The sequence below is a fragment of the Enterococcus sp. DIV2384 genome (genome assembly GCF_050534975.1).
Taxonomy (GTDB): Bacteria; Bacillota; Bacilli; order Lactobacillales; family Enterococcaceae; genus Enterococcus; species Enterococcus faecalis.
The window spans coordinates 2,029,147-2,045,018 of the sequence record NZ_CP172905.1; the positions used below are offsets into that span (position 1 = coordinate 2,029,147).

14 protein-coding genes and 1 other annotated feature are annotated in these 15,872 nt (G+C 35.0%); all 14 genes read right to left on the reverse strand.

The window, feature by feature from the left end; translation table 11 throughout:
• Window positions 1-13: 13 nt before the first annotated feature.
• Complete coding sequence (locus IGK54_RS09730; protein ID WP_142957404.1) at window positions 14-2,524, reverse strand: glycosyltransferase family 2 protein; 2,511 nt, start codon at window positions 2,522-2,524, stop codon at window positions 14-16.
• Window positions 2,525-2,593: 69 nt separating this feature from the next.
• Window positions 2,594-4,063, reverse strand: a complete 1,470-nt coding sequence (locus IGK54_RS09735) for a glycosyltransferase family A protein (RefSeq protein ID WP_142957406.1) — start codon at window positions 4,061-4,063, stop codon at window positions 2,594-2,596.
• A gap of 18 nt (window positions 4,064-4,081) precedes the next feature.
• Window positions 4,082-5,251 carry a CDP-glycerol glycerophosphotransferase family protein gene (locus tag IGK54_RS09740; protein ID WP_002395351.1) on the reverse strand — a complete coding sequence of 390 codons (1,170 nt, stop codon included), beginning with the start codon at window positions 5,249-5,251 and terminating at the stop codon, window positions 4,082-4,084.
• Between the two features lie 472 nt (window positions 5,252-5,723).
• A complete protein-coding gene (locus IGK54_RS09745; protein WP_002359680.1) occupies window positions 5,724-6,524 on the reverse strand; it encodes a phosphatidate cytidylyltransferase in 801 nt (266 codons plus the stop codon).
• Window positions 6,521-7,336 carry an isoprenyl transferase gene (locus IGK54_RS09750; RefSeq protein ID WP_002362225.1) on the reverse strand — a complete coding sequence of 272 codons (816 nt, stop codon included), beginning with the start codon at window positions 7,334-7,336 and terminating at the stop codon, window positions 6,521-6,523. The genes IGK54_RS09745 and IGK54_RS09750 overlap by 4 nt, the downstream gene beginning before the upstream one ends.
• Before the next feature lie 347 nt (window positions 7,337-7,683).
• A complete protein-coding gene (locus tag IGK54_RS09755; RefSeq protein WP_010712702.1) occupies window positions 7,684-8,502 on the reverse strand; it encodes a MetQ/NlpA family ABC transporter substrate-binding protein in 819 nt (272 codons plus the stop codon).
• Window positions 8,503-8,516: 14 nt separating this feature from the next.
• On the reverse strand, window positions 8,517-9,203 hold the full coding sequence (locus IGK54_RS09760) for a methionine ABC transporter permease (RefSeq protein WP_002356640.1): 687 nt from the start codon (window positions 9,201-9,203) through the stop codon (window positions 8,517-8,519).
• Window positions 9,196-10,233, reverse strand: a complete 1,038-nt coding sequence (locus tag IGK54_RS09765) for a methionine ABC transporter ATP-binding protein (protein ID WP_116593205.1) — start codon at window positions 10,231-10,233, stop codon at window positions 9,196-9,198. Before IGK54_RS09765 ends, IGK54_RS09760 begins: the two co-directional genes overlap by 8 nt.
• A 113-nt stretch (window positions 10,234-10,346) precedes the next feature.
• Window positions 10,347-10,594: a binding site (T-box leader), on the reverse strand.
• Window positions 10,595-10,647: 53 nt separating this feature from the next.
• Window positions 10,648-10,962 carry a glycine cleavage system protein H gene (locus IGK54_RS09770; protein WP_011109554.1) on the reverse strand — a complete coding sequence of 105 codons (315 nt, stop codon included), beginning with the start codon at window positions 10,960-10,962 and terminating at the stop codon, window positions 10,648-10,650.
• Between the two features lie 5 nt (window positions 10,963-10,967).
• Window positions 10,968-11,327: an arsenate reductase family protein gene (locus tag IGK54_RS09775; RefSeq protein WP_002376650.1), complete on the reverse strand. Its 360-nt coding sequence runs from the start codon at window positions 11,325-11,327 to the stop codon at window positions 10,968-10,970.
• Between the two features lie 24 nt (window positions 11,328-11,351).
• Entirely contained in the window at window positions 11,352-12,539 is a 1,188-nt protein-coding gene (locus IGK54_RS09780; protein WP_002367107.1) for an FtsW/RodA/SpoVE family cell cycle protein, read from the reverse strand.
• Window positions 12,540-12,747: 208 nt separating this feature from the next.
• Window positions 12,748-13,191, reverse strand: a complete 444-nt coding sequence (locus tag IGK54_RS09785) for a hypothetical protein (RefSeq protein WP_142957408.1) — start codon at window positions 13,189-13,191, stop codon at window positions 12,748-12,750.
• A gap of 367 nt (window positions 13,192-13,558) precedes the next feature.
• Window positions 13,559-14,995 (reverse strand): helix-turn-helix domain-containing protein, encoded by a 1,437-nt coding sequence (locus IGK54_RS09790; RefSeq protein ID WP_002388348.1) that lies wholly within the window; start codon window positions 14,993-14,995, stop codon window positions 13,559-13,561.
• Entirely contained in the window at window positions 14,996-15,697 is a 702-nt protein-coding gene (locus IGK54_RS09795; protein WP_002356634.1) for a bacterial Ig-like domain-containing protein, read from the reverse strand.
• Window positions 15,698-15,872: the final 175 nt, after the last annotated feature.

Consider the following 15,872-nt stretch of genomic DNA (forward strand, 5'->3'; position numbering starts at 1 on the left):
TCTTTTTTACATGTTATTTCAACAACCCTTTTGCTTTTTTAAGACTTTTTGATACAGCTTTTTTAATTGTTGTAGGTTCATTTCCTTCAATTTTATTGATAGGTGTTAATTCGTTACCAATACTTGTCATTGTATCTTGGATATAGCCTTGGTTTTGTCGAACGACACTAAAATGTGTTTCCCCTTCTCGAGAAGTCAAAATTCGAACATTGTAATCAAATGCTGCATATTTTTGAGTATAGCCCGCCCAAATTGTAAAAACATTGTCTACGAAAGTATAATACATATTTTCTTGTAGTAAGGTATAGCCTTTTTCCCACTCGGCTTGTAAAACAATCGATTTTAAAGTAGTACCTTCTTTTTTAATTAATAAAGATACTAATAAACTATCATGAATTATTTTTGTATTGTCACCCATATAAACGAAATCAATTACTCCGCTGGCATTGCTTGTATCGTTATCTGCAATAATAATTGAAAACATTTCAATTGCCGTCCCATTTCCCTGGGCTTTCTCTTGTCCAAAAATTACTTTACCTCCACGCTCTTGAATATGAACATTCGGAATAATAAAGGTTTTTTTCATCCCAAAATCTTTATAAATATTTTGATATATTTCTAGATTGTATTGTAAAATATTTTGGATTCGTGTGATACGCTCTACTTGTTCTGGATCATTAGAATATTTTTCTTTTTTCACTAAGTCTAGCCCTAATTGTTGGATGTATTTCTCTTTTAATTCTTGATAGAAACGTTCTTTAAATGCTTGATCAACACGATTCATGTCAAAAATAAACCAGTTTAATGTATTAATAATTTTTAACCGATATGCTTCAATTCGATTTGGAGCATGTTGTTTTAAGTACTCCAACATTTTGTCATGTAAATTGAACTCATCACGATAATTCATTCCATACGTAGACATCAAGCCATCTTGTCTAACGATTCGTGTCAGCAAATATTTGTTTAAGGCAACAATTTTTTCGGTACCTAATAATGCTGTATAAGTGAAATAAGCATCCTCACCAACAAATTGTTCTAAGTTTACCAAATTATTTTCTTTGATGTATTCTAATAAAAATAATTTGTCATATAAATAAGGAGTTACTTCATCCAATGAAATTTCTTCACCAGACATACGTCCACCATTAGTTAGTAATGGATTGTGAACAACGTGCACTTCTCCATTTGGTAACTTTTCTTTCATGCCAAATAACAGAATATCTGTTGCACTATCATATGCCCGATAATAAGCGTCTTGTAATAAATTCGCTTCAAAATGATCATCTGCATCCAGAAATTGCAAATACCGTCCTCGTGCCATCGAAATGCCCACATTTCTTGCGTGTCCAGGATTACTTTTGCCAATAGAAATCCCCGTAATTCTCGGATCTTTTACTGCAAATTCGTTAATAATATCCATGGTATTATCTGTAGAGCCATTCTCTACTAAAATGATTTCAATCTCACGTAAAGACTGCTCACAAACAGTTTCTAATGTTTGTCTTAAATATTTTGAAGCATTGTGAATCGGCATGACAACACTAACTTTATACAGATTTTTCAAGTAGTCCTCATAATAAGCTGCTGGATCATTTGCAATTTGATAAAATTGTTTGATGTATTCAAAATCGATATCATTCAGCTGGTCTATTTCTAAAGCTTGTCTAAAATCTACTGCCACCTTTTGAATCACTTCATAAACCGACTCATCACGTAAATGGGTTAATTTTTCAATCGCCCAAAAGTATTTTTCGAACATTTGTTTATAAAAATAACCTTTGTAGCGTTCAAATTTATTTTGTTCAATTAAATTTGAACGAATTAGTTTAAATTGTTGAAACAAGAAAGGAACCTTTGTTGCCACATTATTTACTGTCGAATTTGGGTTGTCTTGTCTATAAAAATACAAACAATCTTTAATAAAAATAACATTCTGAGATGCTGAATTAATTTTCCAAAATAGACCAGTATCCCCATAACTTTTAATTTCCTCATCCCAAGTTACGTTTTCTTTCTCAATCATACTTTTTTTATAAATGGCATTCCATGGATAAACTTGTACAATTAAATCCGTCGTTTTTAAGTCAATCAATTGATTGTATTTATCGGGATATTGCCATAATATATCTCGCTCGACCTCTTCTTCAGAAGAAAATTCAACCCAGTTACAACGGACAACATCTGCATGGTGACTTTTAGCCGTATTGTATAAACGCTCATAGGCATGCAATGCTACATAATCGTCACTTTCAAATTCAGCAATATACTCACCTTTTGCTTCTGAAACACCCAAGTTAAAGGCTTTTCCAATTCCCCCATTTTTAACATTGAAAACGCGAAAACGTGGATCATCTTGTGCAATTTCTTCAATAATTTTTTGACTATTATCAGTAGAGCCATCATTAATAATTAAGAATTCAATTTCTTTCAATGTTTGGTTTTTCAAACTCATTAATGCCTCTTCTAAATAGGTTTCTACGTTATAGACGGGTACAATAACTGACACTTTCACATTTTCCATAAAACAAATTTCCCTCACTTATCATTTATAGTTGTATACTCAAAATATCCTGATTTAAACGGACAAAATTTAAGCAAAAAACTTACTAAAATCTTTAACCCCAATTTCTAAATAATTATCAAAAACTATCGTAAATCTACTTTCTTTATTTGAAAATTTTTCTGGCAACTCTACCTGATAACTAGTTTCACTAATTTTTTTAAACGCCAGCCTCTGTCTTGTTTCAAAAGGATTTTTCAGCTCTTTTATTTCAAATCCTGTAATTTTTTGGTGTGTATACACATTTAAAGAAAGCATATTGCCTTCACGTTGCGTTGCTTTTGCATAAGCATTCATGCGAACTGCTGGGAATCGTTTCAATAATCTTGGATAATAATAACTTCTCTCTGTTTTTGAAACATAACCAAAGCGATTGACTAACACCCAACGAATGGACTGACATTGAATAAACCAATACAAACCATCAATATCGTTAGTTTGTAAAAATGTCCAAATGATTTGGCGCACATCACTTCTAAAATACGGGCTAGGATCAAAACTCAATTCATCACCTAAATACTGATCCATCTGTACTTTAAAGTCTTGTAATCGCTTTTTACTGAATGGATACCCAGTATCCCTCCGAATACAAAAGTCATAAATTAGCCATTCTAAACGGCGTGCTAACATCCGTTCTTTAGACAAATCATCTGGAAACTGTTGATTGATATAACTTAACGCACGCAACCAAGAAAGCATAAATGTCCGATTAATTGATTTGCTTAAACTTTCATTATCTGCATCTCGATTTAAATAAGTCGTTAACCTTTCCCCTTGTGTAATGGTTTTTGAAAATCGCATGGCTTCATAAAAGAACAGCACATCATCAGCCACCCGTTGATTAACAAAGTGTAAATTATTATTGTGTATCAGTGAAGTTCTTAACATGATAGCTTGCGGTCCTAACCAACCATAAAATTCAGCTGGCAATTCTTGGATAGACCGATTTTTAAATGACCCATCCACATAATATGGCTTACTTTTTAACATTAAGTGGCCATCCGTACTCTGTATTAGACCAGAAACAGCAAAATCATCGTGAGAGTCATCTAGTAGGTCTGATAAATATTTCAATGCATTTAAATCATACCAATCATCTGCATCTAAGAAGACACTATACTCACCACGTGCATTTACAATCCCTACGTTTCTTGGGCCGTGAGCTCCTCCAGTGTTTTCAAGCAGCTGATAAATTTCAATATTCGGATATCTTTCAAGATATGGTTCTATTACTTTTAACGAATGATCTGTGGAACAATCATCAATAAACATCACTTGCAATTGCTCAATCCCAATGGTTTGTTGAACAAGAGAATCCATCATCTTTTTAAGATATGGTGCATTATTGTAATTAGCAATAATGATTGAGACTTTAGGATTTTTTGATATTTTTTCTGAAGAGGACAGCTTAAATTGACTTAACTCCTTTTTCCACGTTTCAGTATCTAACATATATTGATACTCTTCATATTCTTTTTGGACTTCTTTTTGTTTTTCCAACCTACACCCTCCGGCTTTTTATCTCTTTAAAATTTCTGAAATCAGCTGTCTAGTGGCATCCTGATTTTCAAGGCAAAATTCACGAAAAAACTGCACATATAAACGTTGTTCCTGTTCCGTTTTAGAAAACAATACGTTTTTTACAGACGTTACTAGGCTATCCGTATCTGTCACTATTTTCCCAGGCAAAATTGCTGTTGGGTCAAAATAGAATCCCCTTGTACTATTTTGATACTTTTCCTTATCATACATAAAAAATAGCATCGGTTTTTTTGTTAATGCAAAATCAAACATAACCGATGAATAATCTGTAATTAATAAGTCAGCGATTAAATAAAGTTGATTGATATCTGGATAAGAAGAAACATCGATTACACGTGAACCAAATGCACTTATATCAAAACTTTCTGCAATTAAATAATGTAGTCGTGTAAGTATAACAACAGAAGAATCAATTGCTAAAAGTTGTTCAACTGGCAAATGATTGGTAAAACGATAGGCTCCTTTTCGAATAGACTCATCATCACGCCACGTGGGGGCATAAAGAATAATTTTTTGATTGGCTGAAAGGCCTAACTGATTGCGAACAGAAAAAGCTATTTTGTCCTTATTTTCACAAACTAACAAATCATTTCGCGGATATCCTACTTCTAATATTTCCCCTCCATAATGAAAGGCCTGTCGAAATACTCTCGTACTATATGCATTAGGTGAGATGAGATAATCCCAACGATTTGCTTCTTGAAGGACTTCTAGTTTATAGCTCTCTGTTTCATGCTCTGGCATTTTGACTGTTTCAATATCTAAGCCCAGTTTCTTTAGAGGGGTCCCATGCCACGTCTGTATATAGATTGTTGTTTGATTCTTATACATCCAAGCTGGCATCCGCGTGTTAAAAACCCAATACTGAGCTCTTGGCATCAACCATAGCCATCTCCAACTTAATCGTTTGACGAAAGGAACATTCTCTTCCACAAAAGGCATCTCATATCCTTTTTTGACTGCCCAAATACATTGATATTCAGGACAGTTATCTCTTATGTACTCAAAAATTGCACGTGGATTATCACTATACTGTCTTCCATGAAAACTTTCAAAAATAAATAACTTCTTTTTAGGTAGTTTACCTAAAAAGAAAAAACAAGCTTTTACGGCTTGGTGCATACTATTCTCTAAAAATTTTTTCATTGAATTAATCCTTTACATTAGATTATCAAAAATATAATCCTAATCTATAACCTTGTATGAAGAACGCGTTCACAAATCTATAAATTATCTTCTCTTTACTTGTTTAAATTTATGAATAACTCTCACCACGATTGAACAAGCTTATAAAATACATTATTTTGCTTTTCTTCTTTTAAGTATAAATTTATCTATGCTAAACGTCAATGGCTTTATTGAAATAAACATTCCAGTGTTATTCGATTGTTATAATTTAATTTTTAACAATCGAATTTTCCTCTAAATGTTCAGATATTTAACATCCGATCACCTATTTAATTTTTAGAAACTTTAGTCGCCTTTATACAATTACTCTTAGAAATTAAATAACTCAAAAGTTACCTAAACTAACCCTATAAACAGCAAAAATCCAGAAGAGTCTATCTTCTGGATTTTTGCTTATTTGACGATACTTTTTTAAATTTTGTTAATCAATTTAAAATAATCCACATAAGTGCATAATTGGGAAAACAAATAATAAACTATCAAAACGATCTAAAATACCGCCATGTCCTGGCAAGATGTTACCAGAGTCTTTCACGCCATAATGACGTTTGATAGAAGATTCAACCAAATCACCGAATTGCCCTACTATAGAAAATAGAACCGTCAATACGAGCATCACCGGCATTGGATAAGGAAATAGCCCTTTATTAGCTGTGAAAACTAAAAACAACGCTGCTACAACCACGGCTGATAAAATACCACCAAGTGCACCTTCTATTGTCTTGTTGGGTGAAACATCTGGCATCAATTTATGACGACCAAATCGGCGTCCAAATAGATATGCACCAATATCCGTTGCCCAGACAATGAATAAAGCAAATAACAAGACTTCAAAACCTGCGGAACGGGCACTAATAAAGTTCTGGAACCCCATCCCTACATATAAACTGACAATAACTGGAAAGCCAGCTTCTTCAATCGTATATGTATTTTTAGAAATTACCGAAGCACCTAACAACAACATCACAGTGACATAAAATAAAATGAAATTTGTTTGCATTTCCGGCAAAAAGTTTAACCACTTAATTGTTGGGATAACTAAAAAAACGGCCCCTAATGCTGATAAAACACCTTCAAAACTTAATAACGTTAATCCTTTCATACGGAATAACTCGTACACGCCGACTACTGCCAAAGCAACAGCGGCAATCTCAATTGCAAAACCACCATACCAGATAATTGGAATAAAGATGATTAATGCGACGATAGCTGTGATGACACGTTGTCTCACTGCGGATCGCTCCCTTCTGTTTCTGTAGTTTCTTTTAGACCTCCAAAACGACGATTACGATTTTGGAAAGAAGCAATCGCGGTTTCTAAAGTGTCCCCTGAAAAATCAGGCCATAATGCTTTTGTAAAAAACAACTCGCTATAAGCAATTTGCCATAGCAAGAAATTACTAATTCTCTCTTCCCCACTTGTTCGAATCAACAATTCTGGATCGCGAAGTTCCGTGGGTAAAAAGCCAGTCATTAAGTGATCTGCGATCGTTTCTTCTGTAATCTCATCTGCCGTATATGCTTTTTCTGAAACCTCTGCAGCAATCTGTTTCATGGCAGTTAGTAGCTCCGCACGCGCCCCATAATTCAAAGCAAAGTTCAAAACCATGCCCGTATTGTCCTTGGTTTGCTCAATGGCGCGCTTAACAGCATCTTGCGTATGGCTTGGTAGAAACTCTTGGTAGCCCATTACATTGACTTTAACATTTTCCTTAATTAATTCAGGCACGAATGTATCAAAAAAATCAACAGGCAATTGCATTAAGAAATTGACTTCATCTGTTGGTCTCTTCCAATTTTCCGTTGAAAATGCATAAAGTGTTAAAACTTTAACGCCTAAATGACTAGCATGCTTCGTTATTTTTTTGACCGTATCCATGCCTTCTTTATGTCCAGCAATTCTCGGCAGTCTTCGATTCTGTGCCCACCGGCCATTTCCGTCCATAATAATGGCAATGTGCTGCGGAATTTGGCCTTCTTTATCAAAGGCGTACTGGCTTGCTTCTTCTACATATTTATTTTTTTGCGGAAAAAAACGTAACATCTTTTTCCCTCCATTCCAAAAAATCTATCTTAATTATTATAACAATAACTAATGCAAATGCCTATGCATAGTCCCTGAATTTTCCTGATAATTAAGAAATTCCTTGTAACTTTATCATTTATAGTCCTTTTTTAAAAGAAAAAAACTTAGACTTGGCAAGTAAATCAACATGATGTATCTGCCTAGCTTTAAAATTTTAAATAAACAACGGGACAGGAGCAGCTTCTTCGGAAATAAGCTGAACGTCCTTGAGAGACAAAAAGCATCTTTCAGAACTTTCTTCTTATTTCTTGAAGCTTAACACGCCTGTCCCGACCTCAAGTTTTTATTCTATTGTCTTTTTCTCTTTATTCATTGACTGGAACAATGGCACCGTTCCATTTTTTCGTAATCCAATCTTGGACTTCTTTGCTACGTAACACTTTGACTAATTTTTTTACATTTTCGTTGTTTTCGTCTTCTTTACGAACCGCAATAATATTGGCATAAGGTGAACTTTCTTTTTCTAAGGCAATCGCATCTTTTTTCGGATTTAATCCTTGATCCACGGCAAAGTTTGAGTTAATTAAAACCGCAGCCCCTTCTTCATTGTCATAAAGAGTGGTCATGATTGCTGGATCACTTTCATGATTGAATTTCAACTTTTTAGTATTTTTATCAATATCATCGAAAGTAGCAGTTGTCCGGTCTACCCCTTCTTTCAGCGTGATTAAACCAGCATCTTCTAAGATAGTTAATACGCGTGGCCAATCTGAAACGGAAGAGCTAACGTAAATCGTTGAACCATCAGGAATTTCTTGTAACGATTTGTATTTTTTCGAGTAAAGCCCAACTGGTTCTAAATGAATCGCACCTGCATTCGCAAAGTCATAATCATTTTCTTTAACCGCTTCATTAAAGAACGGCACATGTTGGAAATAGTTGGCATCGATATCGCCACTTTCCAACGCCTTGTTAGGTAGCACGTAATCTGTATAAGTCGTCACTTCTAGTTTTACGCCTTCTTTTTCTAATAAAGGTTTTACATGTTCTAAAATCTCTGCATGTGGAACTGGCGAAGCCCCAACTTTCAAGACCGAGTCATCACTCTTTTTATTGCCGCACGCCCCTAAAATTAAGATAGCTATTGCTACAGTAATTACTGACCATAATGTACGTTTTTTCATCTTATTCCCTCCATTTATCGTTTATCTATTTTTTTAGCGACTGTATCCCCAAGCCATTGAATCGCAAAGACAATAATTAAGATACAAATCGTTGCTACTAAGGTAACTGTATTTTGACCACGTTGGAAGCCATCTTGATACGCCAAACTTCCTAAACCACCCGCTCCAATAGCAGCTGCCATTGCAGTGTAGCCCACTAAGGAAATGGTTGTAACGGTTAAGCCAGAAACAAGCGCTGGCAGACTTTCTGGTAATAAAACTTTCCAAATAATTTGGAAACGGTTGGCCCCCATTGCTTTGGCTGCTTCAATCACGCCTTTATCGACTTCACGAAAAGCAATTTCGACCATGCGAGCATAAAAAGGTGCTGCGGAAATAATCAATGCTGGTAAGGAGCCTTTGACACCAGACATACTCCCTAAAATAATTTTTGTAAAAGGAATTAACAGAACGATTAAGATAATAAACGGAATCGAACGGAAAATATTTACAAAAATGGCCACTAGCCAATACAGTAATCGGCTCAAAATCCCTTTTCTGCCTGACGTTTCAAAAAGTAGTAGTCCTAAAATCAGCCCTAAAATGGCGACCACTATGATTGAAATCCCTGTCATATAGAGTGTTTCAATCGTTTTTTCTTGTAGTTTACTTATATCAATTTGCGAAAAATCAAAGAAACTTGCTAAGCCACGATTATTCATTTCCAATCACCTCTGTTTCTACACGAAGTTTACGTAATCCTTCAATGGCTGCTAGAATATTTTGCTCTTCGCCTAATAATTGAATATAAAGAGAACCCACTGCACCCTGCTTTGTTTGCTGAATGTTCCCTTGAATAATACTGACTTCTACTTGATATTCTCGGACAATATGCGAGATAATTGGCAATTTCGCTTGTTCGCCGTGGAAAAGTAGGCGAACAATTTTTCCATTCGGATATTGTTCCAACATTTCTTCGACAACCAGTTCCGTTTCTTCAATGTTTTTATCCGCTTCTTGTTGGATAAAGCGTTTCGCAATTTCTGTTTGAGGCTTTTTGAAAATATCGATTACTTTACCTTCTTCAACAATTTCACCATATTCCATCACGGCTACGCGATTACAAATTTTACGAATCACGTGCATTTCGTGGGTAATTAATACAACCGTTAAATTTAATTCTTGGTTGATTTTTAGTAGTAATTCTAGCACTTCATCGGTTGTCTGCGGATCCAAAGCACTCGTTGCTTCATCACAAAGCAAAATGTCAGGATTGTTAGCTAAGGCACGGGCAATCCCCACTCGTTGCTTTTGCCCACCAGAGAGTTGACTTGGGTAGGCATTTTCCCGTCCTTCTAAACCAACCAACTTGATTAACTCTTCTGCGCGGCTTTTCCGATTTTGTTTTGGAACACCAGCAATTTCCAATGGGAGCATGATATTTTCTAGGACCGTCCGTGACCATAATAAATTAAAATGCTGAAAGATCATCCCAATTTTTTTACGGAAGTTTCGTAGTTCTTTATTTGGCAACAATGCAATATCTTGTCCTTGAATTTCTACTTCACCTTCTGTAGGTGTTTCAAGCCCATTCAATAGGCGAACCAACGTACTTTTTCCTGCACCTGAATAGCCAATAATGCCATAAATATCACCTGATTCAACCGTTAAATCAATATCTTTTAAAGCCGTGACTTTACCCGCTTTACCGGAAAACTCTTTTTTTACATGACGTAATTCAATTAATGCCATTTTGTTCTCCTCTTCTTTCTGTTCTACTTTCTTATTTTGAAGGTTTCGCACTTTTTATGAAACGAATTTGCTTAATAAAAACAAAAAAACTTCCATCCTTTTGCTATTACAGCAAAAAGGACGAAAGTTTGTCATTTCGTGATACCACCTTAATTCGCTATTATTTCTCAATAATAACCTCATACGGTACTTGATTCTTCGCATACCGTTGGCTGTAACGGGCGCCCCGTAGTAAGTTCACTGCTTCGCTCACTTACTCTGCTCAAAGACCATCTTCCATCTTAAATCTGTTACCCATTCTCAGCAAACAGGGCTCTCTTCAAACGTCCTTAACATGTACTCTTCTTTTCAAAGCTTTCTTTTGATTAGATTGAGAAAATTATAGCAATAAACATTGGCCTTGTCAACGTAAGACTAAAGATTTTCAAATTCTGTTGGTTCAACATCTGCTAAAACAGCAATCCAGGCATTTTCTTCATCTAACGCACTTGGCTCTTGATCAGCCGCTTCATTAATCGCGACTACCTTACCAGATAATGGACTACTGAATTCACTGACTGCTTTTTCTGCTTCTAATTCAATTAAAGAGTCACCTTTAGCTAATGTTTGTCCGACTTTTGGAAACGTTGCAAAAGTAATCTTTCCTAAATCCTCTTGGGCTTCGGCGGTTAAACCAATTTTATAACCTGCTTCTGTTGGTAAGATCCATAATTGATCAATTTGTTTCATTTCACTCATTTTCCAAGCACTCCTTCGTAATCTGCTTCTTTAAAACCATTCGTTAGAAATGTATTGTCTTTTAAGAGAATTGGACGCTTAATCAACATGCCATCCGCAGCTAAACGCTGACTTGCTTCTTCAATAGAAAAACTGTCAACAAGATCTTTTAAGCCTTGTTCTCTATATAAAACCCCACTTGTGTTAAAAAAACGACGAACAGGCAAGCCGGTTTCTTTCATCCATTTTGCTAGTTGTTCACTACTAGGCGGTGTTGTTTTAATATCAATTGCTTGGTATTTAACGCCTTGTTGGTCTAACCACGCTTTCGCTTTTTTACAAGTTGAGCATTTAGGATATTCATAAAGTGTGTACATTTCTACCCCTTCTTTCTTCTTTCTTTAACGACCACTTCTGGTACGAACCGTTTCTTGTTGGTAACGCATGGACATAATTAAGCCCACCCCAATCATGTTACCTAAAATGGAAGAACCACCTTGACTAATAAACGGTAATGGAATCCCAGTTAATGGTAGTAAACCAATATTCGCTCCAATGTTTTCAAAAACATGGAACAAAATCATCATGATAATTCCTGTGGCAATGTAGGCATAGAATTCATTATTTGTATCAAAACAAACGCGAATCATGCGGTAGATTAAAATAAAATACAACAAAATAATGAAACAGCCACCAATAAAGCCAAAGTTTTCACCAACAACTGTAAAAATCATATCTGACTCACGAACAGGGACATACACATCACTCACGTTAAAGCCTTTTCCGAAAAGGCCCCCAGAACCAATTGCTGTTAATGCTAGCGCTGGTTGGAATGAGCGATCTGGATCTGTATGGAAAGGATTTAGCCATAAATCAATCCGATCAAATTGATAAGCTTTAATGCCAATTTTAGACAATAAGTCTCTTCCTGTTTCTGTTGTTACCAAGTAGATGGTTCCAGCTCCGACTAGAGCAGCTATGATAAAGGCGGGCACAATAATTTTCCAAGTAATGCCAGACATTAAGAAAACTCCCCCAAAAATGGCTAAGAAAACTAACATCGTCCCGAAGTCTTTTTGTAAAAGGACTAAAACAATTACCGGAATCGCCACTAATAGCATTTTAGCGATTAGCCAAAAGTCGCTTTTGAGTGTTCGGTCCACATATTTAACATTATGCATGGTCACTATATAGGCCAACATCAAAATAAACGCAATCTTCATCAATTCCGATGGTTGGAATGTGGTGCCACCAAAGCGAATCCAGTTTTTAGAACCTGTTTGCTCTGCTAGCACTGGATCATAGAATTTCAGTAGTAATCCCATTAAGACTAATCCAAGTGCATAAAAAACGGGCGTTAACCGCCAGAGTAATTTTGAGCTAAAATGCATAATAATGACAATACTTAATCCTCCGACTAAATACCACAGTCCTTGTTTCATTAACAAGCTACCAATTTTAGGTTTGCTTGGATCATTGTAAAGCGCTACGTAAAGCGATAGCATACCAATTAGTGATAAAAGAAAAACTGGTAATATCACGCCGTAATCAATTCGACTATCTAAATTTGTTTTCTCTTTTCTATTCATTCGTCATCCCTTTTCCTTTGTTCATACGTTTTTTATTATATCTTTCTCACAGAAGAAAAGAAAGGAATTCTACTATATTTGAGAAAAACTTTAGAGAATTCAATAAAAATTTTTCTTTTCGATCGCCATTTATTCATGCTTAATTTTTCTACAAAAATTACGTTTCTTCCACTTCAGATAGGTATAGACTGCTTTCTTTCCAAAATAGCTATTGATTAGCTTTCGTATTTGCTTCTGAAAATTGAATGGACCAACTTCCTTCTGCTTTAATTTCTAAAATATACGTATCTGCGTCTTTAGGAATTTGAGCCATTGTTTTTCCAATGTAATTTCCTTGCGTATCAATTAACTTTGCAATTTCTTGTCCATCACTGTCCACGATCCGAACAACTATTTTTTCCGTTCCTTTGAAAGTAATATTTGCTATAACTGGCCCCTTTTTAAAAGCTAAGTTTGTAAATACATCATCACCGCTTCCTTTTTTTGAAAACATTGTTCCAGCTAGCTTATCATCTACTTCATTAATACTAGTACTTGCCTGGGTTGTCTCACCGTAATTATCATCTCTGGCAGATTGTGGACTATTAATGTTAATTTTACAACCAGTCAAAATTAATAATGCCAGTATAGATAACCAGATATTTTTTTTCATTTTCTCACATCCTCACAATGACACAACTAGTTAGAATCAACAATAATATGACTGAGACGAGACTAATTTTTAAAAATTTTTTCATAAAAATACACTCCTTTTTCTTTTTTAAATGAGAATTATCGGAAATAAAAACTCATCTATTTTTAATTATATCGATATTTTTTTTGATTCTCAATTCTTACTCGTAAAAAACGAGTGTGGAACAAAAATCCCTTTGGATTTTTGTTCCACACTCAAAACCTGATAAACGGCGGGAATAGCATCAACACTACACGCTTCGATATTTCTCTGTAAAATACGAACAGATAAAATCAGCGTACAACTTGGTCCTCGAAGCTAAACAATTCTGTCCCGCCCTCGTCTGTTATTCGCTTTTTCTTTGTTTCGTTTGTTGTAGCTCTTTATTAATTCGGACAATTTCGTTGCCAAAATTTTGCCAGTCACTGGCTCGCGGGGGCGCTAACCAAATTAAACATTTTACTGAAAATAACGTTTTTGGTAAATAATCCGAAACTACTAAATCAGTATCTGGTCGAATCGCTGAATGAAAGTGAATGCTGAAAGATTCGAATATTTTGATTTGTTCTTTGATAAACTGAGTATATTTTTCTCCTTGCGTAAAATTCACATAAAGATTGATCGTGCTTTTTTCATTCCTTTGGTCATAAAGACGGGATAACACTAATAGCAAATCAAAAAATAAAGAAAGCTTACTAAACTCAAACGCCGAGCAATCCAACGCAAATAAAAACTGACGACAGCTATTAAAAACAATTGGGTAGCGTTCCTGAAAAAATTCTAAATCCATAATTCGTAAGGTGATATCGATGAACGGCGTAATAAAACGATGTTGATAAATAATCGGAACAATTTCTTGATAAAATTCTTCGTCCGAAATTGTAAACGGCATATAAGAAAAGAATAATGTTTTCGTAGCCGTAATTGCCTCATTGTGAGAACTCAGCAAATGTTCCGAAATGAGTTCACTTTGATAGACCGATAAATTGCCGATAATTCCTTGAATTTCTGCGTTTTTCTCTGCATGAGTCGCCTTCATCACTTCGTTGATCCAACTTTGAATTTCTTGATAAATCGAACTTTCTTCATCAAAAGCGAATGGATTTTCTTCTTGGGATAAAAAATAATTAGCTTTTCTTTGCGTTCGTTCTAACGCCACCAATACATAATGTTTAAATAAATGAAAATTAGTGATATTTTCATAAGAGCCTTTCAATTGAGCCAATAATTGGTTCACTGCGCGAAGATCTGTTTGATTATATACTTCTTCAGAATCTTTGTAAATTCGGTAATAAAGCATAGTAAAATATTGTCTAATCGCCATTTCATTGCCGCTAAGTTGTAAATTTTTGGATAACTTGATACCGTATTGACCTAATTCTTTCCGGATATGGTCAACAATTTTGTACACAACCGTTCGACTCATCCCGTGCTTTTCACCGTATTTTTTGATTGAGGTAAACTGATGAAAGAAAATCGTTTTTAATAGATTAAATTCTAACGAGTCTTTTAAATAATATTCTTCAATAATACTTGAAGAAATACGAAGGCTTTGAGATAACAAAATTTCATTATTTTTTTCACTGATTTCCATCTCATTAATCAGACCAAAGCGTTGCAAATCTGCATTGATTTCTGTTATGTTCCGTTCTAGCAAATAAGGAGAAATAGCTAATTGCTTACATAAACGATCTTTTCGTTCAGAAAATGAATATTGTTGCTCTAACTTTCTAATAATCGCTAATTTTAAATTTTCCCGATCATCTAATAACAAGAATTCCATTTAAACTCTCCTTGTTCCATACAAAAGTGAGCCTGACAGGAAGCTTAAAGTGGTGCCAAATTGAGAGGACCCACTTGCCGCTCCTCCAGTAATTTCCACTGGGGCTATCGTATCTATTTTTTTCAACAACTCATCATTTAACAGCACCTTTTTATTTACTCGTTCCTGTTCAATTTTATTTTTCTTTTTCTCCTGTTTTGTTTGTTGCTCCTTGTCCTGTCTCGAGGCAATAATTGGTCTTTCTGGGCCAATCATTGCTTGACTATAAGGAAGCTCTGCAAGCATATTCCCCTCTGCAGCAAAATTAGTAGGGTTGACATACACCTTCGCAATAGAAAGGTATGACTCGTAACGGAAGGTTACAAAATAAAGGCCTACTTTTTGAGTATTTACATTATTTTCTATAATTACATTTTCTAAATTTAAAGGACGACCCTCTTTATCTTTTAGAAAAACGACATTGTCTAAGGGTGACCATGCTTGATTAACTCCTAAAAACGTGTCTTTTAATTTAAGTTCCGTTTGATTTTCTTTGACCGTAATGGTTGCTGTTTCAATTTTGCCATCCACTTCATAAGTCACGGTGTATTTGCCTGGTGTTGTCGCTTCGTTTGCATAGCTATTCACTGAAGCAATCAACATTCCTGAAGAAAGAAATAAGGCTGTGCCGATACTACCATAATAAATAGTTCGCTGGTTCATCTCGTTTATTATTCCTCCAAACTATTTCATAAAAATAACTATCTTAACAGAAAAACCTGCTAATAGGTGTTCTTAAAATAAAAGTCACTTGTAAAACTTCCTATTTTCCAAGGAAACAGCTACCCTCATTCATGCACTTATTCATCTTTTAAGCGTGGAACAAAAGTTACTTTAA